At 66.4% G+C, this 21049-nt stretch carries 21 protein-coding genes; 12 read left to right on the top strand and 9 right to left on the bottom strand.

All coding sequences use genetic code 11. The features are described from left to right. The first annotated feature begins 34 nt into the window (after positions 1–34). The 3 genes from ACSQ2B_RS11850 (at position 35) to ACSQ2B_RS11840 (ending at position 2664) form a co-directional block, all read left to right on the top strand. Positions 35–892 carry a hypothetical protein gene (locus ACSQ2B_RS11850; protein WP_436050046.1) on the top strand — a complete coding sequence of 286 codons (858 nt, stop codon included), beginning with the start codon at positions 35–37 and terminating at the stop codon, positions 890–892. A 39-nt stretch (positions 893–931) separates the two neighbouring features. Beyond that, positions 932–1675: an SDR family NAD(P)-dependent oxidoreductase gene (locus ACSQ2B_RS11845; RefSeq protein WP_436050045.1), complete on the top strand. Its 744-nt coding sequence runs from the start codon at positions 932–934 to the stop codon at positions 1673–1675. A gap of 77 nt (positions 1676–1752) precedes the next feature. Beyond that, on the top strand, positions 1753–2664 hold the full coding sequence (locus ACSQ2B_RS11840; RefSeq protein ID WP_436050043.1) for a carboxymuconolactone decarboxylase family protein: 912 nt from the start codon (positions 1753–1755) through the stop codon (positions 2662–2664). Between the two features lie 17 nt (positions 2665–2681). Here ACSQ2B_RS11840 and ACSQ2B_RS11835 read toward each other — a convergent pair whose 3' ends face one another. After that, a complete protein-coding gene (locus ACSQ2B_RS11835; RefSeq protein WP_436050042.1) occupies positions 2682–3464 on the bottom strand; it encodes an SDR family oxidoreductase in 783 nt (260 codons plus the stop codon). A 123-nt stretch (positions 3465–3587) separates the two neighbouring features. Next, complete coding sequence (locus tag ACSQ2B_RS11830; RefSeq protein ID WP_436050040.1) at positions 3588–4712, bottom strand: alcohol dehydrogenase catalytic domain-containing protein; 1125 nt, start codon at positions 4710–4712, stop codon at positions 3588–3590. A 406-nt stretch (positions 4713–5118) separates the two neighbouring features. Between ACSQ2B_RS11830 and ACSQ2B_RS11825 the strand changes: the two genes are divergently transcribed. Beyond that, positions 5119–6249, top strand: coding sequence for an AraC family transcriptional regulator (locus ACSQ2B_RS11825; protein ID WP_436050038.1), 1131 nt, complete (start codon positions 5119–5121; stop codon positions 6247–6249). Between the two features lie 348 nt (positions 6250–6597). On the opposite strand, the gene ACSQ2B_RS11820 is transcribed toward ACSQ2B_RS11825, so the two are convergent. From ACSQ2B_RS11820 to ACSQ2B_RS11810, 3 genes are all read right to left on the bottom strand, one after another. Beyond that, positions 6598–7461 carry an SDR family NAD(P)-dependent oxidoreductase gene (locus ACSQ2B_RS11820; RefSeq protein WP_436050036.1) on the bottom strand — a complete coding sequence of 288 codons (864 nt, stop codon included), beginning with the start codon at positions 7459–7461 and terminating at the stop codon, positions 6598–6600. A gap of 11 nt (positions 7462–7472) precedes the next feature. Next, positions 7473–8549 (bottom strand): hypothetical protein, encoded by a 1077-nt coding sequence (locus tag ACSQ2B_RS11815; protein WP_436050034.1) that lies wholly within the window; start codon positions 8547–8549, stop codon positions 7473–7475. A 133-nt stretch (positions 8550–8682) separates the two neighbouring features. Beyond that, entirely contained in the window at positions 8683–9252 is a 570-nt protein-coding gene (locus tag ACSQ2B_RS11810; protein ID WP_436050033.1) for a TetR/AcrR family transcriptional regulator, read from the bottom strand. A 110-nt stretch (positions 9253–9362) separates the two neighbouring features. Between ACSQ2B_RS11810 and ACSQ2B_RS11805 the strand changes: the two genes are divergently transcribed. Both ACSQ2B_RS11805 and ACSQ2B_RS11800 read left to right on the top strand, forming a co-directional pair. Beyond that, positions 9363–9566 carry a transposase gene (locus ACSQ2B_RS11805; protein WP_436050031.1) on the top strand — a complete coding sequence of 68 codons (204 nt, stop codon included), beginning with the start codon at positions 9363–9365 and terminating at the stop codon, positions 9564–9566. Between the two features lie 283 nt (positions 9567–9849). Further along, positions 9850–11349: a sensor histidine kinase gene (locus tag ACSQ2B_RS11800; RefSeq protein ID WP_436050030.1), complete on the top strand. Its 1500-nt coding sequence runs from the start codon at positions 9850–9852 to the stop codon at positions 11347–11349. A gap of 10 nt (positions 11350–11359) precedes the next feature. Here ACSQ2B_RS11800 and ACSQ2B_RS11795 read toward each other — a convergent pair whose 3' ends face one another. Then, on the bottom strand, positions 11360–12334 hold the full coding sequence (locus ACSQ2B_RS11795) for an IclR family transcriptional regulator (RefSeq protein WP_436050029.1): 975 nt from the start codon (positions 12332–12334) through the stop codon (positions 11360–11362). 317 nt (positions 12335–12651) lie between these two features. On the opposite strand from ACSQ2B_RS11795, the gene ACSQ2B_RS11790 reads away from it, so the two are divergent. From ACSQ2B_RS11790 to ACSQ2B_RS11765, 6 genes are all read left to right on the top strand, one after another. After that, the gene (locus tag ACSQ2B_RS11790; protein WP_436050028.1) at positions 12652–13149 is read left to right on the top strand and encodes a CoxG family protein; all 498 of its coding nucleotides are present in this window, start codon (positions 12652–12654) and stop codon (positions 13147–13149) included. Further along, complete coding sequence (locus ACSQ2B_RS11785; RefSeq protein ID WP_436050026.1) at positions 13146–14015, top strand: FAD binding domain-containing protein; 870 nt, start codon at positions 13146–13148, stop codon at positions 14013–14015. Before ACSQ2B_RS11790 ends, ACSQ2B_RS11785 begins: the two co-directional genes overlap by 4 nt. Then, positions 14012–14500, top strand: a complete 489-nt coding sequence (locus ACSQ2B_RS11780; protein WP_436050025.1) for a (2Fe-2S)-binding protein — start codon at positions 14012–14014, stop codon at positions 14498–14500. Before ACSQ2B_RS11785 ends, ACSQ2B_RS11780 begins: the two co-directional genes overlap by 4 nt. Then, complete coding sequence (locus ACSQ2B_RS11775; protein ID WP_436050024.1) at positions 14497–16824, top strand: xanthine dehydrogenase family protein molybdopterin-binding subunit; 2328 nt, start codon at positions 14497–14499, stop codon at positions 16822–16824. Before ACSQ2B_RS11780 ends, ACSQ2B_RS11775 begins: the two co-directional genes overlap by 4 nt. A gap of 141 nt (positions 16825–16965) precedes the next feature. Next, positions 16966–17199 carry a hypothetical protein gene (locus ACSQ2B_RS11770; protein WP_436050022.1) on the top strand — a complete coding sequence of 78 codons (234 nt, stop codon included), beginning with the start codon at positions 16966–16968 and terminating at the stop codon, positions 17197–17199. Positions 17200–17346: 147 nt separating this feature from the next. Next, positions 17347–17817 (top strand): surface-adhesin E family protein, encoded by a 471-nt coding sequence (locus ACSQ2B_RS11765; protein ID WP_436050021.1) that lies wholly within the window; start codon positions 17347–17349, stop codon positions 17815–17817. A gap of 50 nt (positions 17818–17867) precedes the next feature. Here ACSQ2B_RS11765 and ACSQ2B_RS11760 read toward each other — a convergent pair whose 3' ends face one another. From ACSQ2B_RS11760 to ACSQ2B_RS11750, 3 genes are all read right to left on the bottom strand, one after another. Beyond that, positions 17868–18215, bottom strand: coding sequence for a hypothetical protein (locus ACSQ2B_RS11760; RefSeq protein WP_436050020.1), 348 nt, complete (start codon positions 18213–18215; stop codon positions 17868–17870). Beyond that, positions 18212–19420: an aromatic ring-hydroxylating oxygenase subunit alpha gene (locus tag ACSQ2B_RS11755; protein ID WP_436050018.1), complete on the bottom strand. Its 1209-nt coding sequence runs from the start codon at positions 19418–19420 to the stop codon at positions 18212–18214. The genes ACSQ2B_RS11760 and ACSQ2B_RS11755 overlap by 4 nt, the downstream gene beginning before the upstream one ends. A 115-nt stretch (positions 19421–19535) precedes the next feature. Beyond that, a complete protein-coding gene (locus ACSQ2B_RS11750; RefSeq protein ID WP_436050016.1) occupies positions 19536–20705 on the bottom strand; it encodes an amidohydrolase family protein in 1170 nt (389 codons plus the stop codon). Between the last annotated feature and the right edge of the window lie 344 nt (positions 20706–21049).

The following is a 21049-nucleotide window of genomic DNA, read 5'->3' as shown; positions in this document are numbered from 1 at the left end:
CGTCGGCCAACCGAGTGAAGCTCAAGGGATCGACATGCAACGCACCTTGGTCGTGACCGACCGGTACAAGTCCCTCGAGGTTTCGCCAGGCGTCTATCTCGAGCAGTTCCATCCCGGCGGCAAGGATGGGCCGAACGGCGAAGTCCTCTCCGACTGCCCGGGGGGGCAGGTCTGGACCGAGATGGTCGTGCTCGGCGACGCGTCCGACGCCTTCCAGCTCGCGGTCCCCGACATCCGGCTGCCGGCGAACCAGCTGTGGCCTCTGCACTGGCACGACTGCTGCGTCGGCATCGTCATTCTCGACGGTAGTTGCATGATCGGCGACAGCTGGATGAAGCCTGGCGACGTCCTGATCACAGGGGCCTCGCTGGAGTATGGGCCGCTGTTGATCGGTCCGCAGGGCTGCCGGATGTTCGAGATCTTCGCCAAGCTGCATCAGCAGGCCGGCGGCTACGCCCCGGAATATCACGACCATCCGACGCTGCAGGGCGCTTCGTCGCCCTTCAACTTCGCCGAGCGCTCCGAGATCAACATGCGCAACGAGGGGCGCCAGACCCTGCCGCTGGACGGCGTGGAAGGCTTCACCAAGGGCCGGCTGACGCCGGGGGCGCAGTGGGACCTCGGCGCCAGCGACGATCCGGATCGCGGGGTGATGAAGGTCCTGGCCCTGTCGCCGGGACAGCGTCTGGCCGCGCACGCCTATGAGGACTGGAACCTGCTGCTGGTCTGCGAGGGGGCCTTGCGGATCTCCGACCGGACGGCGGGCAAGGACGAATATCTGCTCATCAAGCCGAACAGCCGGGTCGATGAAATCACCGGCGGACCCGAGGGCGCGCTCCTGCTCGCGGTCACGCGGACCAGCCTGGGCCTGACCGCACGAAGCGTCGCCTAGGCGATCGAAGCGCCGCCGCTGAACGGCTTACGGGAGTAGATGATGGCGTTGACGGGCAAGGTCGCCGTGGTGACCGGCGGGGGAAGTGGGATCGGGCGGGCCATCAGTTTTCGGCTCGCCCGGGACGGCGCCTCGGTTGCGGTCTGGGACCTGAACGGCCCAGCCGCGCAGGAGACCGTTGCGATGATCCTGGACGCCGGCGGGCGGGCGATCGCCTGCGAGGCGGACGCCGCGTCGCGGGAAGGGATCGCCGGCGCCTTGTCTCGCACGCGCGCCGAATTCGGCCCGGTGACCATCCTGGTCAACAACGCCGGCGTCACCGGCCGGGTCCCCTTCCTCGAAATGACTGAGGAGGCCTGGGACCGGGTGATCCGGATCAACCTCAAGGGGCCGTTCCTCTGCAGCCAGGCTGTCATCCCTGACATGCTTGCTGCGGGATGGGGCCGGGTGGTCAACATCTCCTCGTCCTCGACCCAGATGGGCGTAGGACAGATGGCGCACTACGTGGCCTCCAAGGGCGGGGTGAACGGCTTCACCAAGGCGCTGGCGATGGAATACGCCGGCCAGGGGGTCACGGTGAACACCATCCCGCCGGGCTACATCGACACGCCTATGCTGCGCGGCACGGTGCAGAACATGGAGACCTCGGTCGCCAACTCGCCGATGAGGCGCGCCGGCCGGCCCGAGGATATCGCCGGGGCCTGCGCCTACCTGGTCTCCGACGACGCCAGCTACGTCACCGGCCAGATGATCAGCGTGAACGGCGGCCGCTACCTGATGTGAGGCCGGTGACGCGGCGAATGGCGAAACGCCGGCGAGACATCGTCAGCCGGCCGACAAGATCTTCGGAGGAAAACGACATGAAGACCCAGGCCCAAAGGAACGCAGACTACGAGCGGGTCCGCCGCGAACTGGGCGTCGACCGCATCGGCGCGGGACCGGACGCCAAACCGCTGCCGCCGTGGTCGGGCGACACGGCGAGAAAGGCCGCCGCGGCCCTGCCGATCGAGGCGGCCATGCACGGCGCCCAGATGTACGAGTACGGCGAGATCTGGCCGCGGCCGGCCCTGGACTACCGCACGCGCAGCTTCATCACCGTCGCCGCCGTCGCTGCGCAGGGCTACCCCAAGCAGCTCTACCGCTACATCAACGTCGCCCTGAACGTTGGGATCACCCCCGACGAGATTCACGAAACCCTGCTGCATGCGACGTCCTACTGCGGCCTTCCGGCGTGGGAGAGCGCCGTCGAGGCGGCGACCGAGGTCTTCGTGGCGCGCGGGATCCTGCCGCCGGGCTCAGGCGTGGCAGTGGAGCCGAAGCCGCCGATGGACGAGCAGGAGCGCCGGAGCGCCTTCAAGCGGGTGACGGCGGCGCTTGGCGTCGGTCGCGTCGGGCTTGGGCCGGATGCGCCGATCCTGAAGGCGCTGCCCGGCGGCCCCGTCCTGTCGAACAAGCCCGGCAGCCTGGGCGAAGAGATCGCCTTCATCTGCGCCGACTACGGCTATGGCGAGCTGTGGGGCCGTGAGGGACTGCCGCTGCGCACCCGCAGCTTCATCACCTGCGCCGTCCTGCATGTCATGGTGGAGAACCATCAACTCCACATCCACATCAACAACGCGCTGAACATCGGGATCAGCCCCGAGGAGATGCAGGAAGCGTTGCTGCACGTCAGCATCTATCATGGGGGTTCGGGCTGGCATAACGCGGTGACGGTCGCCCGGCACGTGTTCGAACAACACGCCGCCGCCGACGGGCAGGCCGCGGCGGCCTGAGCCCGACCGCCGGTCCTCTAGCCCGGCTCTAGCCCGGCGTCGAAGGCGTCGAGGAGCGCCCGGCAACGCGCCTCGAAATGCGCTTTGTGCTCCGGATGGGTGACGATGTAGGGCGCGTCGGTCTCGATCGCCCGCGCCACTGCGCGGCCGACGCGCAGCGGATCCATCATCCGCGCCTCGAGCGCCTCGCGCGAAACCCCGCTGCCCTGAGCGCCTGACGCGCGGTTCATCGACATGCGGCTGCGGACCAGCCCGGGAAACAGGGTCGAGACCCCGACGCCGTCCTGCGCCAGCTCGTCGCGCACCGCGTCGGAGAGGCCGAACACCGCGAACTTGCTGGCCGAATAGGTCGCCAGCCCGCGATAGGGCGACAGGCCGTTCATCGAGGAGGTGTTGACGATGTGGCCTGAGCCGCGCTGGCGCATGTCGCCGGCGAAGGTGCGGATCCCATAGAAGACGCCGGTGACGTTGATCGCCATCACCCGCTCGAACTCCTCGGGCGAGAACTGATCCAGAGACGTCCAGGTGGTGGAGACGCCGGCGTTGTTGCAGAGGACGTCGACCCGCCCGAAGCGGGCGATCGCCGCCTCGCGTGCGGCGGCCCAGCTGTCGAGGCTCGTCACATCGAGGGCGAGCGGCAGGGCCTGCTCGCCCAGTCTCGCCGCCTCCTCCTTGGCGTAGTCGAGCTGGACGTCGGCGAGGACGACCTTCATCCCCTTCTCGACAAAGGCCTCGGCCATGCCGCCGCCGATCCCGCCGCCGCCGCCGCTCACGAACGCGGTCTTGCCTGCAAGTTCCATCGAGACCTCCCATTTTGCGACATCATTGTCGTAAAACTAGCGAACTGGAAGCGGGAAAGCGCTTGGTCGAGCGCAGATCGCTGGTCCGCAACCAGGCGGACCTTCCTCAAAAGGAGGCTGGCCTCAAAGCAGGCTGGGCGTCACCCGCACGACAACGCGCCCATGGTTGGCCTTCTCGGCGTCATCGAAGGCCGCGGCGATATCGTCGAGCTCGTAGGTCGCGCCGATCAGCTCGTCGAGCTTCAGCCGGCCGGTCTGATAGAGGTCGAGGATGCGCGGGATGTCGAGGCCCGGGAAGCCGTTGCCGCCGCGAACGCCGGTGAGCCGGCGGGCGCCGTAAAGCAGGTCCGCCGCCGAAACCGAGACCTTGTCCGCAAAGCCCAGAACGCCGACGGCGACGGTGAGGCCGCCAAGGTCGGTCATGGCCATGAGGCTCGGCAGGCGCTCGGGCCGGGCGCCGACGGCGTCAAAGGCGTAGTCGACCCCGCGCGGCGCGATCTTTCTGATCTCCGCCTCGAGCTCTTTCGGATCCTGCGGAGAGAGAATGCAATGGCTGGCGCCGAAGTTGGCGGCCAGGTCCAGCTTCGCCGGGTTGTTGTCCACGGCGATGATCTTCGCCGCGCCGGCGATCTTCGCCCCCTGGATGATGCAGAGGCCGACGCCGCCGCATCCGAACACCAGCACGGAGGCGCCGGGCGTCACCTCGGCGCAGTTGAACACCGCGCCCAGGCCCGTCGTTACGCCGCATGACGTCAGGCAGAGGCTCTCGAAGGGCGCGTCCAGTTCGACCTTCACCAGCTTTCTGCGCCGCACCACGGCGTATTCTCCGAGCGAGCCGATGCCGACGAACGAATAGACCGGCTGGCCGCCTTTCGAGAGGCGGTAGGTTCCATCGTCCATCTCGCCATAGGTCGCCTTCGGCGGATTGCCGTTGCAGAACGGCATGCGGCCCCTGGAACAGTAGTCGCAATGCCCGCAGGGGGCGCCCATGGTGATGATCACCCGGTCGCCGCGGCGCAGGTCCGTGACGCCCGGACCGACGGCCTCGACCACGCCCGCGCCCTCATGGCCGAGGATGATCGGCAGGGAATCCCCAATGGGGGCCACCCCGTGGATGACGTGGACATCGGAGCCGCAGATTCCCGAAGCGGCGATGCGGACCAGGACCTCGCCGTGCATCGGCTCCTGGAGATCGATTTCCTCGACCTTTGGCGTCGTGTGGAGCTGACACAGGACCGCAGCGCGCATTGTGGAATCCCTCCCGTTTTGCGGCTTCTTGACGCGAGGGGCCGTCGATCCCGATCTCGGGGCGGCCGCCAGCCTCGCCGTGCTCGACACCTGATATCACACGCTTCGTGGATATCCAGATGTGTAAGTCACTTTCTAAATGGGAAAATATAACTAGCTCCGAGCGTGCGTAACGGAGCGGCGTCGTCAGCCGTGGGATGGGACGCCGTCCCGGCGCGCTGCGCCGCGTGGCTCCGACCCAGGACAATTTGACATTTTGGCCGCAAACGCGCTCTATCCACATGTCGTGTAAAGTATCGATATGTGAATAAATCTGCGCGCAGCCGGCAGGTCAGCCTGGAAACGCGGCGGCGCAGGATCAGAGAACGAGAGGGCGCGAGCGCGCCCCACGCGGAGGAGGAGGCGCATGCGGTGGTCGCTTTCGGAGTTCCTGAACATCATCGAACTGCGTAGCCAGACCTGGTGCTATGTGGGGCTGTCGTCCGGCGGCGGGTTCAGTATTCCGCACAACGACGTCATCTACTTCTACGCCGCGCTGGAGGGGGCCGCCGACATCTCGGGCGTGGCCGGCGGCGTGACCAGGCTGCGGCGCGGTGACGTGGTCATGATCCTGTCGGGCGAGGCCCATGCGATCCGCGATCAACCGCACAGCGTGACCTCGAGCCTCGACTTCCTGGCGTCCGGCGAATACGCCGACGCGCCGGCGAACTTCATGCTCGGCGAGGGCAGGCCGGCGGCCCGGATTCTCGCCGGCAGGCTGAAGGTCCGCTGGCCGGGCGGTCAGCGTCCGCGCACGCTCCCGCCCTTCCTGGCGGCGCAGACCAGCGACAGCATCGTCAATTTTTCGACCCTGCTCGACAAGGTCCCGGGCGAGGGCGCGACCGCCGTTCTCACGCGGGCGGCCACCCTGATGTTCGTCACGGCCTTCCGTGATCATCCTCAGTGCCGGGCGGCCTTCCAGGATTTCAGCCTGCACGACCCGATCTCGCGGGCCCAGCAATACATCCAGATGCATCCTTTCGGGCCCTGGACGGTCGAGATCCTCGCCCGCAAGGTCGGGATGGGGCGCTCCAACTTCGCAAGCCGCTTCGCCAGCGACATCGGCCGGACGCCGATGGAGTACCTCTCCGAGGAGCGGATGAAGCACGCGGCGCTGTTCATCGAGCAGACGGACATGAAGGTCGCGGAAGTGGGCGAGCGGGTGGGCTACCGCTCCGAGGCCGCCTTCATCCGTCGCTTCACCACCTATTTCGGCTTCAGCCCCGGGGAATTGCGTCGGCGCAAGCGGCTTGCGGCGCGGGCGGAGGCCGAACGGCCGAGGAGCTTTGAGACGGCGTCCTCGGGAGCCTTGTCGAGCCGGGCTGCGAGCGGCCAGCCGGACCATCCGCCGGCGCACCTGCTGCGGGTTCCGGCTTTCGCGGCGCACGCGGCAGGGTCGCGGGGCAGGCTGTGCAAAAACTCGTGCGCCGTGCCAGTGGCATCATATGAAGATCGCCGCCCGAAAGCGGACCCGCCGAATTACCGTTCGGGGTCGTGAAGCGAAATTGACCTCGATCCGGAGAGCAGGCGTTCGCGGTGGCCGTGGCAAGGTCCGCTAGCGAGCAGGAAGCCAAAGGGCGAAATCGCTCCTTTCGGACCTTTGAAAGTCTGCTCTCGGGAAAAAGGCGCACCGGATGTTGTTTTCCGACCGATCTGATAGCTTCAGCAGAAGGGAAAGGAGGTTCCAGCAATCCAGACGCTAATTCTTCGCGATGCGGGAGCCTTCCACGTCCCCCAGCCCGTCTTCCGACGGGCCGCAGCCACGATCACCCGGCCCGTTTTCTCGCTCGGGGATGCCACTCGGGCAAAAGCCCCGTAGCGGAGCGCTGTCGCTCCACAGCCCTCATCAAAGATCGAGAGGTTGTTTCGTTGGCTGACCCTGGGCTGCGTTCGAAATATCTTCCCAGGCTTCCCAAACAGCAAGACGCTCAGCATAGGCGGCGCGCGCCACCGGCAGCCCTTCGGAGCCGAGGAAGAAGCGCAGCGGCGGCTGTTCCGAATCCACGACCTTGAACAGGGACGCCGAGGTCGCAACGGGATCGCCGAATTTCGTGTTTGCGCCGCCGGCGAAGACCTGCGCTCGCGTTTCGGCATAGGCGTCCATTCCCATAACGAGCTTCAGCGACGACTGGCTTGAAAAGTCGGTCGCGTAGGGGCCGGGCTCCAGGAGGGTGACCTTGATACCGAACTGAGCCACTTCCTTCGCGAGGCTCTCGTGAAGGGCTTCGAACGCCCATTTGGAAGCGTGATAGAAGCCGGTGATCGGGGCGGCATAGACCCCGGCGACGCTCGAGACGCCGACGATATGGCCGCTATGCTGTGCGCGTAGAAGCGGAAGGGCCGCCTGGATGACGGCCAGAGGGCCAAAAACGTTTGTGTCGAACTCGGCGCGAACCTCAGCCTCGCTCGCTTCCTCGATCGCGCCGACGAGCGCATAGCCGGCATTGTTCAAGACGATATCCAGACGGCCGAAATGCGCGTGCGCCTTCGCGACGACGTCGGCGACCTGATCGCGGTTGGTCACGTCCAGCGCCAGAGGCAGGACGGCATCACCGAATTCATCTTTAAGTGGCGTGATGTTGGCCAGCGATCGCGCGGTTGCGACGACCTTGTCACCCCGCTTGAGAGCGTCTTCAGCCCAGATCCGGCCAAAACCGCGTGAGGCGCCCGTGATAAACCAAACTTTGTCAGACATATTGCTCTTGGACATTTTTTCGATCCTTACCGTTGTGTGTGGCCGGCGGGGTGGACGGTCACGGTTTGCTTGCTCAGCTGCTTGCCGCTGGCGCGCGGAGCAGCTGGGGTGCTGCTGAGGACGCTGCGCAGCCTGGCGGTCTGCTGGTCGATGGCCTGTGGGCCGTTGCCGGTGAGCAGCCGCACGGACGGCTCGTAGGCCAGTAGCGGGGCGGCGATGTTGAGAGAGGTCGCGAGTTTGAAGCCGGCTTCCTTGATGGCCTTGTCGACGAAGTAGGAGAGTCGTGTCTTCTTCCCTGGGACGCGGGGGTAGAGGAACCGCAGGGCGAACAGCTCGCCGATCGTAGGGACGGTCGAGATGGCGGCGGCGAGGAACGGGTTGTCGCTGACGACGTAGGGGTGGCCCTGAGCATCGATACGATGGCGGGTGGAGGTCACCGCCACGGGCGCGTGGCAGATCAGGGAGATGATGACCCCGTTCTCCCGGGCTAGGTGGAGGGCTTCGCCGAGCCACGGGTTGTCACGGAAGTCGACCATGGGGGCGTGGCCGCCGGGGGTATGGATGAAGTCAAAGTCGGCGAAAGTGAAAGGATCGACCGGGTCGCGGTGACGCAGGACGAGTTCCTGCAGCGAGTGGAAGGCGCCCTCGGGCAGCTTGCCTAGGCGGTTAATCAGTTCGGGGCGGTACACGGCGAGCTCGGGTTCGCTGTTAGGCAATAGTTCGGAGACCGGGACCCGGCCGATGTGCCGCTCCAGCAGTCGGATTTCCTGCTCGCGCCGGGCGACCAACTCGGGGTGACGCTGCCGGAAGCTGTTGACGTCGAACGATCGCCGGCGCTGCTGCATCCGGAGGGGGATGGTGATGGCGCCGGTCTTCTCGATGGATTGCACGGACAGGGCCATGCCGTTGATGTCGAGTTGCGGGGCGTTGCCGTCGGGAGTGGCGAAGGTGAACTCGTAGTCGTTCTCGAACTCCTTGAGCACTTGAGCCATCTCGACCAGGAAGAACCCGGTCGAGATCGACTTGACGTCGGCCGGTTCGGCCAGCGGCAGCTGTCGGGCCGAAGAGATGAGGATCAATGCGCGGCGCTTGGCGGTGGGCATCCTTGGTTCCTTTCAATGCTTTCGGCTGGGGCGAAGGCCAGGCCATCCCCGCCATTCGTCCGCGGAAGCAGGCAGCCCCTGGCGTCGCTGTCCGCAGAAATGAGTGACTACATGCTCATTCATCGTTTAAAACTCAGGCGGCGGACCCCTTCCAGAACAGGTCGAACCCGGCCTGGCGGATGGCGTCGCTTTCCTGGGGCCTGGCTGCCACCGCGTTGATGCTGATGTCGGCCAGGTCGAAGAGAATGGTGTCGATGTAGAAGGCGATCCTGTCAGGCGCGGCATGGTCGGCGAGACACGCCTCCACCATTGTCCGCGCCTCCCGCTGCATGGCGTGGCACCGACTCCGGCTTTCGGCGGTCACGCGATCCGATACCTTCAACTGGCGAAGGGCCCTGCGCGCCGTGGCGTGAGCCAATCCCCAGTCAATCAACCGATTCCAAACCGCGAACAGCCGGTCCTTGGCGGAGGCGCCCGCGGGATAGGGCGCCAGCATCGTCTTGGTGAGGTCGGTCTCGATCTCGATGAAGAGCTGGTTGAGCAGATCGTCCTTGGTTGGAAAGTAGGTGAACAGCGTCCCCTCGGAAACACCGGCAGCCTTGGCGATTTTGGCCGTAGGCGCGGCTGTGCCAAAGCGCGCGACGAACTCAGCGGCTCCATCGAGCAACGCCTGCCGCTTTTCTTCGCTGAGGGGACGCGCCATCCGTTCGGTCCGACGATATTTGAGTGAGTAGATGCTCAACTATATATGGGCGGCGGGAGATGGGTCAAGGGATGCAGCTCCGATCGGTGCGGGCAGTAGGGCCTGTTTGAGTGTCCGCTTCCCCGCTCGATCCCAAAGTCCGATGTTCTGTCGAGCACCCCTTCGGCATTATCAAACGAATGTCTGGCGGAGGTAGATTCCCCACTCGAGGGCTGCGGAAGGTCAAGGCAGAAGCGGCACTATCGGTCCTGGCCTTCAATATCATCCACGCCGTGAACGCCTACGGCACCGAAAAGATGATGAGCAGGGGCTGAGGGGCTTCTGCAGCTCTTGGCGCCCCTCGCGCGGATCGGTCTTTCAGTGAGTTTCTGCACAGCCTGGGGGGTAAGGCCCCTGAATCGATCCGGCGGCGAGGCTGGATGCCGATAACTGACGGACCCGCCCTTTATGTGTCCATCGGCCGGTTGCCTTGGTGGTGGCCGGAGGCCATCGTGCGTTCGCGGCGACGAGCCGGGAAGCTCGGCTATGGATACAGAAAACTATGCAGGGTCTCTGGTCAGCGCCCCGGATGAGACGCGTCTGATCCCCGCGGTCGTCGTGGGGCCGCCGGTCGGCAAGCTGGACATCGCCACTGTGGTCAGGGCCTCACAAGCCATCTCCGGCCAGATCGAGCGCGGAAAACTTGTCGAGACCCTGATTACGGTCGCCGTTCCAATCGGCGGCGCTGATCGCGGCCTGCTGATCCTTCTTGCAGACGGCGTCGAGCGGATTGAGGCCGAGGCCCGCATGATCGGGGGCGAGGTTGCGGCTGTAGACTGCGAGGCGCCGATTGCCGAAGCCCTCTTGCCCATCTCCCTCATGCGTGAGGTCGTGCGCACCGGCGAACACGTCCTGCTGCACGACACGCTGCGGCCGAATCCGTATTCGGCCGATCCTTATCTTCGCGCTGAGCCGCCCCGGTCGATCTTGTGTCTCCCGTTGCTCAAGCAGGCGAAGGTCGCCGGGGTCCTTTACCTCGAAAACGTGCTGGCCGCGCACGCCTTCGCACCCGACCGGATCGACGCCCTGAAGTTGCTGGCGGCCCAGGCGGTGATCTCGCTGGAAAACGCCCGTCTCTACAGCGAGCTGCAGGAACGCGAGGCGCGGATCCGCAGGCTGTTCGAGTCCAACATCATCGGCATCTATTTTTTCGACTGGACCGCGAAAGCGCGCATCCGGGCCGCCAACGACGCGGTTCTGAAAATACTGGGCTGCACCCAGCAAGACCTGGAGTCGGGCAAGGTCAGCTGGGACGATCTGACGCCGCCCGAATACCGCGCGAGCGACGAACAGGCCGTCGCCAGCTTGCGGGCGACCGGCAGTTGCGGCCCCTATGAGAGGGAGATCATCCGCAAGGATGGCGTCCGCGTGCCCGTTCTGATCGGCGGCGCCTTCTTCGAGGGGGCGCGCCATGAGGGCGTCGCCTTCGTTCTCGACCTGACGGAACGCAAAGAGGCCGAACTGCGCCAGAAGATCCTGGTCGACGAACTGAACCATCGGGTGAAGAACACCCTCGCCACCGTCCAGTCGGTTTGCGCCCAGACCCTGCGCTCGGCCGCGTCGCCCGAAGCGTTCCAGGAGGAGTTCAACGACCGACTCTGGGCGCTCTCCCAGACCCACAACGTGCTGAACCAGAGGGGTTGGCAGGGCGCCGGCTTGCGCGAGATCCTCGAAACGGTTCTGGCGCCCCATCGCCGGGCGGTTGACATGCCATTCGACATCCGCGGCGGCGACGTGCGCCTGGGTCCTGCCTCGGCGGTGGCGCTGGGCATGGCGTTTCATGAGCTCGCCACCAACGCCCTGAAATATGGCGCGCTTTCCACGCCATCGGGCCGGGTCAGCGTCGCGTTCGGGGTCGCCGCGTCAGAGCAACTGCAAATCGTCTGGCAAGAGTTCGGCGGCCCGGCGGTTCAAACCCCCGGTCGACGCGGCTTCGGTTCGCGGTTGATCGAACGGAGCCTGCCGGCCCAACTGCATGGCGAGGTCCATCTGGATTTCCTGCCGCAAGGGCTCCGATGCGAGATCAACGCGTCGCTCGCCGAAATCTGCAGGATTTGATGGCTCGGGCCTAGCGCGCCGCCGCGCGTTTGCGCTTCGATGCAGGCGCGGGACGGCTTGACGGCGGCGAGGCGCCAAGGCGCTCGCGATCGGGCTGCCGACGTCGCAAACGGTCCGAGCGCATGATCTCGAGACAGGTTCGCATGAGCCGATCGGCGTAGTCGGCGATCATGGCTCCGGTGAGCCGCTGTGAGAAACCGCCGAGGGACAGGTTGAAGGCTGCGTCGCCGTCCTGATCGAAGATGGGCGCGGCGATCATCATCACATCATATTCTTCGTCGTCGACGAGCGCCGTGGGCTGCGCCTGATAATGATCAAGCGAATTGATCAGTCGCGCCAGCTCGTCCTTGTAGTCGCCGCTGTTCTGGCCGGACGCCATTTCCGCCATTAGCGACGCGATCGTCGGACCTTTCGAGGATCGCAGGCCGATCTGGAACCCGCGCTGGCGCGTGATCTCCAGGTTGCGCCGCCATTCCTCGCTCAGGGCGCGATCGGGCGGCGAGGCGCGCCGCCCGATCCAGGCCTCGACCGCCGCTTCGGACGCCCAGGCCAGGAACGGCGCGCCGAGCGGGGGCACGAGCGGCAGTCGCTCGCCGACCCACATCCCGGGGGATCGGCCGTGTGAGTCCTCCAGCGAAACCAGGGCGAGGATCTCTTCGCCCACCACGGTGCTCAGCAAGACCGGAACGCCGAGTTCGCGCAGCAGGTCCTCGGCGCCCTGTTTCGCGCGGGCGACGATCGGCTGGCTCTTGAAGCCGGCCTGCCCCACGGCGATCAGCGACGGGCCAAGGGTGTAGGTCTTCTCCTCGCGAGCGCGGTTCAGATAGCCGCGCTCCGTAAGCCTGGTCAGCACGGCGTAGCAGGAGGCGACGTTGATCCCGGTCGCCCGTACGATCTCGGAAAGCGTGAATCCCCGTTCTGGAAAAAGCGCCAGAAGCTCAATGATGTCGATGCTTCTTGAGGCGGCGAGCCCAGGTCTGGCCACAAGGCCTCCTCGCAACGGCGTTGAGTCGATAATCCGTAGACCCCATTATTAGGAAAAATATTTCCACATATCAATAGATGGGTTGGCGTCGGGCCGCCGTCGGGCCGCCGCCGAGAGCAACGGCGGGTCCGTTCGATACGCCTTGACATGGGGAGCGTTCGGCGGCGAGTTATCGGTAATACGATAGAAGTTTTTCACATACGAATTTCTCGTCGCCTCGAGCGACCGTTCGGCGACCTGCATCTCGCGGGCCGTTCCGTTCGACGGGCGGTGATCTCCGTCATCGCGCGCACATTCGCGGAGGAGCGAAAGCTATCATGAAGATGACCGGTGAGCAGAGGATCGCCGCCTCGCGCCAGGCCGTCTGGGAGGCGCTCAACGATCCCGAGGTGCTGAAGCAGTGCATTCCGGGATGCCAGTCGCTGGAGCGAGAGGCGGACGAGCGGCTGAAGGCGACGGTGGCGATCAAGGTCGGGCCGATCGGCGCGAAGTTCGCGGGCGCGGTCACCCTCTCGGACCTCGATCCGCCGAACGCCTACCGGATCTCGGGCGAGGGGCAGGGCGGCGTCGCCGGCTTCGCCAAGGGCGGCGCTGAGGTGCGTCTCGTCGACGACGAGGGCGCGACGCGCCTGACCTACGACGTCCAGGCCCAGGTCGGGGGCCGCCTCGCCCAGCTTGGCGGCGCGGTGATCGACGCCACGGCGAAACAGCTGGCGGGCGCCTTCTTCAAACGCTTCGGGGAAATCGTCGCCAGGCCGAGCGAGGCCGCGGCGGCCGAGCAGGGCGGCGAGCTGACCTCCGGGGCCGGTCGATGAAGCCGGCGCCGTTCGACTATGTCGCGCCGACCACGGTCGAGGCGGCGTTGCAGCATCTGCACCAGGCCGGGGGCGAGGCGACGGTCCTGGCGGGCGGCCAGACGCTGATGCCGCTGCTGGCGCTGCGCATGAGCACGGCCTCGGTGCTGGTCGACATCAACCGCATCGCGGCGCTTGCGGGCGTGGCGCGGGGCGAGGACGGGACCCGCATCGGGGCGCTGGTCCGGCAGAACGAGGTGGTCGGCGACGGTGCGATCGCCGAGGCCCTTCCGGCGCTCGTCGAAGCCGTCCGCCACATCGGCCATCACCAGACGCGCAACCGCGGGACGGTCGGGGGTTCGATCTCGCTCGGCGAGCCTGCAGCCGAGTTGCCGGCCAGCGCCGTGGCGCTCGGGGCCGCGATCGAGGCGCATTCGACGCGGGGGGTCCGCCGGATCCCGGCCGAAGACTTCTACCTCGGACCGTATTCGACGGCGCTCGAGCCGGACGAGCTGGTCACCGCCATCCATTTTCCGGACTGGCCCGCGGACTCCACCAGCATCTTCCGGGAGATCGCCCAGCGGCCGGGCGACTTCGCCCTGGTGGGGCTGGTCGGGGCGCTGGTGGTGGCGGAGGGCAGGATCGCGCGCGCGGGCCTCGCCTGGTTCGGCATGGGGCCGACGCCGATGAAGGCCCGCCAGGCCGAAGCGGCGCTGGTCGGACAGACGGTCGCGGATCTCGACGTGCGCGGCATGGCCGAACTGGCGATCGCCGACACCGATCCCTTCGACGATTCCCATGCGAACGCCGAATACCGGCGCACCGTCGGCCGCCGCGCCTTCTCGCGCGCGCTCGGCGAGGCGCTGGAGGGGAGACAGGCGACATGAGCGACCATCGGATCCAGCTGCAGGTCAATGGCCGAAGCGTCAGCGCCCAGGTCGAGGCGCGGCTGACGCTGAGTGATTTCCTGCGCACGGTCACCGGCTACACAGGCGTGCATCTTGGCTGCGAGCATGGCGTCTGCGGCGCCTGCACCGTGGTCGTGAACGGTTTGGCCGTCCGCTCCTGCCTGATGCTGGCGGTCCAGGCCGACGGCGCCGACATCACCACGGTCGAGGGGCTGTCAGGCGCCGACGGCGCCCTGCATCCCGCCCAGCAGGCGCTGCGCGACGAGCACGGCCTGCAGTGCGGCTTCTGCACGCCAGGCGTGGTGATGACCCTGGCCGCCCTGACCGACGGGGAGCAGAAGCCGAGCGAGCAGACCCTGCTCGACGCCCTGTCCGGCCATCTCTGCCGCTGCACCGGCTATCAGGGCATCCGCCGCGCCGCCCGCCGCCTTGCCGGTGAAACCTTCCCCGGAGAGCCGGCATGAATGCGCCGCCCATCACAGGCGCCCGGTTCATCGGGCAGCGTATGGCCCGCAAGGAAGACGGCCGGCTGCTGACCGGCCGCGGCGCCTTCGTCGACGACGTGGTTCTGGCCGGCATGCTGCATGTCGCCTTCGTGCGCAGCACGATCGCGCGCGGCCGGATCAAGGCGATCGACGTCGCCCAGGCGCGCGCGGCTCCGGGCGTCTGGGCCGTCTACACCGCCGAGAATCTCGCGCCGCTGAACATCGAGATGATCAGCACCCACCTGGTGTCGCCGCCGCCAGGGACCCAGATCAAGCCGCTCGCCTACGAGCGTGTCGCCTATGTCGGCGATCCCATCGCCCTGGTGATCGCCGAGAGCCGCTACCTTGCCGAGGACGCCGCGGGCCTGGTCGCGGTCGACTACGAGGCGGAAACGCCGGTGGTCACCCTCGACGACGCGCGCGCCGGCGACCGGGTTCACCCCGACGTCGACAGCAATGTCGCCGCGGTCCGGGAAATGCCTGGGGACGCCGAGTTCGAGCGGATCCTGGCCAGCGCGCCGCACGTGGTGACCCGCACGATCAAGCACCAGCGCATCTCGCATTCGCCGATGGAGACGCGGGGTGTCGTGGTCTCCAAACAGGGCGAGGGCGAACTGACGGTCTATATCGGCTGCCAGGGGCCGCAGGTGGTGGCGCGCTGGCTCTCGATGGCGTTCGGCCTGCCGCAGACCAACATCCGCGTCATCAGCAAGGATGTCGGCGGCTCCTTCGGCCTCAAGGCCCAGCCGTGGCGGGAAGAGGCGGCGGTCATCGCCGCGGGCCTGATCCTGGGACGGCCGCTGAAGTGGATCGAGGACCGGATCGAGAACCTGACGTCGGCGAACCAGGCGCGCGAGCAGGACTGCGTCATGCGGGTCGCCTTCGACGGCGACGGCAGACTGCTGGCCGCCCATGCCGACTACGCCATCAACAACGGCGCCTATCCGCATTACCCGGACGCCAATGCGGCGGCGATGATGTTCCTGTGGGCGGCCTACAAGCTGCCGCGCCTCGCCTTCCGGGCGCAGGGCTACTACAGCAACACCGTCGGCCTCGCCGCCTATCGCGGGCCCTGGGCGATGGAGTCGCTGGCGCGGGAGACGGTGCTCGACATCGCCGCGCGGCAGATGGGGATCGACGCCATCGAGTTGCGCCGTCGGAACCTGGTGACCGCCGCCGACCAGCCGTACACGACCAACATCGGCCTGCCGCTGGTGGACGTGACGCCGGCGGAGTGCCTCGAGGCCCTGCTGAAGAAGGTCGACGTCCCGGCCTTCCGCGCCGAGCAGGCGGCGGCGCGCGCCGAGGGGCGTTATCTGGGCCTGGGAATCGCCACCTATATCGAGCCCACGGCGACCAGCGCCTTCGCCCCGTTCGCCACCGAACTGGCCCAGGTGCGCATCGAGCCGACCGGCAAGGTCACCGCTGTGCTCGGCACCCATTCCCAGGGCCAGGGCACCCAGACCACCATGGCCCAGGTGGTCGCCGACCGGCTCGGGGTCCGCTTCGAGGATGTCTCGGTTTTCGAGGACGACTCGTCTCGTGGCGGATACGGCGGCGGCGCCGGCGGAAGCCGGCAGGCGGTCGCCGGCGGCGGCGCGGCGATCAAGGCGGCCGAGCTCCTTCTGGACAAGGTCAAGCACCTCGCTGCCCATCTGCTGAACGCCAACCCGGACGACGTGCGGATCGAAGCCGGGATGGTGCATGTCGCCGGCGTCGAGGAGGTCACGCGCAGCCTGCGCGAGATCGCCGAGGTCGCCTACAATACGCCCGGGCGCCTGCCGCCGGACATGGAGCCGGGCCTGGAGGCGCAATTCCGCTACCACCCGCCGATGATGACTCTGTCCTCCGCGGCGCACGCCTGCATCGTCGAGGTCGATCCCGAGACCGGCCTGGTCAAGATCCGGCGCTGGGTCTGCAGCGAGGACTGCGGCGTGGTGATCAATCCGGCGATCGTCGAAGGGCAGATCGCCGGCGGGCTCGCCCAGGCCATCGGCGGGGTGCTGTTCGAGGACATGAGCTACGACGATCAGGGGAACCCGACGGCGGTCACCTTCAAGGACTATATGCTGCCGACGTCGGCGGACGTGCCGGAGATCGAATACACCCATATCGTCACGCCCTCGCAAAGCGTGGGCGGCTTCCGCGGGGTGGGCGAGGGCGGCGCCATCATCGGACCGCCGACCCTGGTCAACGCCATCGCCGACGCCTTGGCGCCGTTCGGCGAGCTTCCCCTCGAGCTGCCGCTGACGCCGTCCAAGATCATGAAGCTGATCGAGGGCGGTCCGGGGCGAACGGACTGACGAAGCCGTCCTGACGGATCGGCGGCGCAACGACCCGCCGGACCGTCATTTGTAAGGGTCCGATCCGGACGCGCTGCCTAGGATTGGCGCTGCAAGCCCCGCCGTTAGCTGTCCTGACGCGGGCTTGTCGGGCGTAGCGTCATGACCGACCAGTTTCAGGAATTCGCCCGCGCCCTGGCGTCGGCGCCGAGCGGGGCGGAGGGCCTCAAGCGCGGGCTCGTTCGAAAGCATGTCGCGGTGGCGCCGCCGGAGCTCGATGAGGTCACAGCGCAGATCCGCCCGCTGCCGCGCCGGATGAGACTGCTCATGGTGGTCGCGGTCAGCCTGGGAGTCTGGGCGGCGATCATCGCGGGCGTCGCGTATTTGCTAAGCTGAGGCCAGCAACGAACGCGAGTGCGATTGGCTAGACAGCGGCGCCTCTGCACGAAAGGTGGCGCTTCGCACATCCCCAGATAGGGGTCGTCGATATGCGCAATTCTCTGGCCTGAATAGGCGGAGCACCGCCACGCGCACGAGGCGCAAATGTCCATCTCCGCGTCACTGATAAAAATTGTCCAGGGTTGTCTGGCGAGCCTGCTTCTCGCGTCATCAGCCTGGGCCGACAACTTCGGGGTTGTGAAAGTCGATACCCGGTCGATGATCATGATCAATATCGATACGATCGCAACCACGCCCGAGGGGTATAAGCGCGCCTGGGTCGCCACGGCATGGTCGGGACACCAGCGCGACAATATTTATGGCGTCCAAGACTATATAGAATACGACTGCACGCGTCGCAGGTATCGCATAATCTCGACAATTGCGTACGGGCGAGACAATTCGCCATTGAAAACATTAAAATACAAATCCGTCTGGCGTCGCGAGCGGCCCAAGACGAACTCATATATTGGATCTAATATCGTTTGTAATACACTCGGGATTGGAGGTGGCCTGCTTACAGGTGACGAGTTTGCGCTTATCAAATCATATAGGGGCGTAGCCGCCAAAAGGTGAGGGGATTGGCGCGCAGCTGCGCGGCCCCGCCCCGCGCCCGCGGCGCAGCCTCAGCCGTCGGCGACGGCCCGGCTGATTTTCAGAAGACCCCGCTGTTGTGCGTGGACAGCTTCATTCTCGCCCTGAACCTCCACCGCCTGCGCCGCGTGGGCGAAGCCCAGGAGGAGGGTCATGAGCCGCTGCGCCTTCTCGTCCAGCGCATTGAGCGGCCGCTCGTCCAGATAGGCCAGGGCGGGGACGAGCAAGGGCTGCACCGCATTGTAGAAGTCGGCGCGTTCCTGCTCGGTGCTGTGGGTCCGGCGGTGCGCGCGATTGGGCGCGCCGACGAGGGCCCAGGAGGCGACGTACGGCTCCAGCGTCTCGAAGCCCGGCGGCAGCTCGGAATTGGCCGCGCTCATGCCTGGGCTCCGGTCGCTTGATGTTCGGCCTTGTACGCCTGCACCATGCCGTCGAGCACGTGGAAGAAGTGCCGGCAGAGGACTTCCTGGGACTGGAAGTGGATGGACTTCAGGGCGCCGCTGGCCAGGCCGCGCTGCCCGGCCTCGATGACGGCGGTGTCCTCGGCGTGGACCTCCATGGCCGAGATCATCGCAAATTCGCGGGCGAAGCGCTCGGACGCGTTCTCTTCGTCCCCGACCCAGTACAGGCGGAAGGCGCCGCGCGAGCGGTTCTCGGACAACGGCATCACCACATGGGAGAAGTTATTGCTGGGGGAGCCAATGGTGCTGAAGTTCGGAAATAGCGAATAGTATTGACGATGCAGAGGATTGCCCAGCAGCCCTTTGTCCGCCGCATATTTGTAGAGCCTTGCGAAGGCCACGGCTTGGGACGGTTGAGGTTTCGTCGCCGGGTTGGTCCAGATCGTCTGGAAGCGGTGCGGCCCCTCGAAACCAAACTCGAGCGCATAGCCGAACGGATTGTCCTCCCCGCAGGCGAAGGCGCCGGACTTGGGATGGATGAAGCGCAGGTGGTAGTTCTCCTGGAAGTTGTCCCAGATCAGCTTCCAGTTCGCGTCCATCTCGTAGACCCATTCCGCAAAGCCGGTGGCCTTGGCGACCGGCAGGGTCTCGAGATCGTCTGCGATGGGACCGAGGAACTCGCGGAGGCCCTGCTTCGGCGCCGGGTCCAGGTTGACGAAGATCAGGCCCGCGCACACCTCCACCGAAACCGCCGGAAGACCGCACTCGGACTTGTCGACATAGAACCGGTCGAAGTCGGGCGCTGCGCGCAGCGCGCCGTCGGCGCCGAAGTTCCAGGCGTGATAGCGGCAGGTGAAGGACGACTTCTTGCCGCTCTCCTCCAGCACCAGCTGCGTGCCCCGGTGCGTGCAGACGTTGTGGAAGGCGCGGACCTCGTCGTCCTTGCCGCGGGTGATCAGGATCGAGGCGTCGGCCACCTCGATCGGCCGGACGATGAAGCTGCCGGGCTCCGGCAGCTCGCAGATATGTCCGATGTTGATCCAGGCGCGCTTGAAGATCGCCTCCCGCTCCAGCTCGAAATATTCGCGCCGGTAGTAGGGGCCCGCCGGGATCGGTCCAGCGCCGAGGCCGCTGATGATGTCCGCGTTGGTCGGCGGCTCATGGGTCTTCAGAGGAACGTTCATCGCCAGCCCTCATCTCGAACATTCGCCCCCGACCTGGTTCAGCCTGGAGGCTTCGTCGCACCCGGCGGGCGGACGATCGGCGCCGATCGTCCGCCCGCCCGATGGGACGGCTGCGTCAGACCTCGAAGCCGAAGACGCGGATCGCGTTTTCGCTGAGCGCCTTGCGCGCATCCTCGGGCTTCATGCCCGTCACCATCTTGATGGCGACGTCGCGGGAGTGAGGCCAGATGGTCGCCGAGTGCGGGTAGTCGGACGAGAACATCGTCATGCTCGAGAGGTAGGGGTAGAGCCCCGTCCTGATCAGGTCATAGCCGCAGTAGTCGTCGACGTTGGTCGTGAAGATGTTCTTGCCGATGAAGTCGCTCGGCGGATGCTTCAGCTTCACGTCGAACCAGCTCGTCTGGATCTCCCAGTGGTGGTCCAGCGTCTGCACCCAGAAGGGAACCCATCCGCAATCCACCTCCGCGGCGACGATCTTCAGGTTCGGGTAGCGGTCGAACACGCCGGAGAAGATCAGGTAGGAGAACGGCCGCACGGCCGAGAAATAGCGGGTGACGATGCCGCCGATGCTGACCTTGTCCTCGGAGTTGAAGTCCCAGTCGGTCTTGTCCGGCGGTCCGCCATGGTTGCGGTGGAAGCAGAGCGTGATGTTGTTGGCCGCCGCCGCCGCCCAGAAGGTCTCGTAGTGGGCCGCGTTGTTGTAGGGCACGCTCGGCATGCCCGGAATGTACATGGCCCGGGCGCCCTTCTTGGCCACCCGTTCCAGCTCCGCCACGGCATGGTTGATGCCCAGCTCCGTCGGCGCCAGCGCCAGGCCGCAGAGCCGCTTGCGATCGGCCGCCTGGAATTCGTCGAGGATCCAGTCGTTGTAGGCGCGGAAGCCGGCGGCGGCGACCTCCGGATCGGGATGGGTGTAGAAGGAGGCGCCGAAGCCCGGATAGACCGTCGAGGCGTAGACGCCGTCGATGTCCATGTCCTTCAGGTGCTCGGCGCCGATGTAGTTGCCGGGGCGAAGGTCCGCATAGCGCAGGCCGCTCAGCCGGTAGTCCTTGCGGTCGTAGCCCGCCATGGCCTCGATGCCGTAGGTGCGCTTGGGGATTTCGCCCGCCACGCTCCAGCCTTCGCCGCCGTCCTTGCCGTCGATGACCCGTGGCGCCTTGTCCTTCAGGTGAGCCGGGAAGCGCGAGGTGAACAGGTCTCTCGGCTCGTTGACGTGATTGTCCGACGAGATGAGCTTGATGCCCAATTGGGCGATCAGATCGCGTTCGAGAACTTGGGTCGACATGCTACCCGCCTCCGTCTGTGAGAAATCCCAATCCGCCAGGGCGAAGCCTTCGTGCGGCGCTGCTGATGTCTACGAACGCGGAGACCTCCTCACCATGCGCGACCCCGCCAATTTCATGCTCGATCGTCTCTAGCTGGATGGGTCGATGGCGTAGTCCGAGCCGCCAACACCGAGTGTCCGTCCCACTTGAGACGGCGGCGGGAAACGGCCCCCTACACAAGACTGGCCGCGAGCCAGGCATCGATGGGAACGCGGCGCAAAGAGGCGAGTGGAAGGCCTACGTTGCTTGCGCCGACAAACGAGCACGTCTGTCACCGCCGCCTTGGCCGGGCGGGGGCGATGTG

This window comes from Phenylobacterium sp. LjRoot225, from assembly GCF_964252855.1.
In the GTDB taxonomy this organism is placed as follows: Bacteria; Pseudomonadota; Alphaproteobacteria; order Caulobacterales; family Caulobacteraceae; genus Phenylobacterium.
Note: the sequence above shows the minus strand (reverse complement) of the source record. Positions and strands in the feature narration are given on the sequence as shown.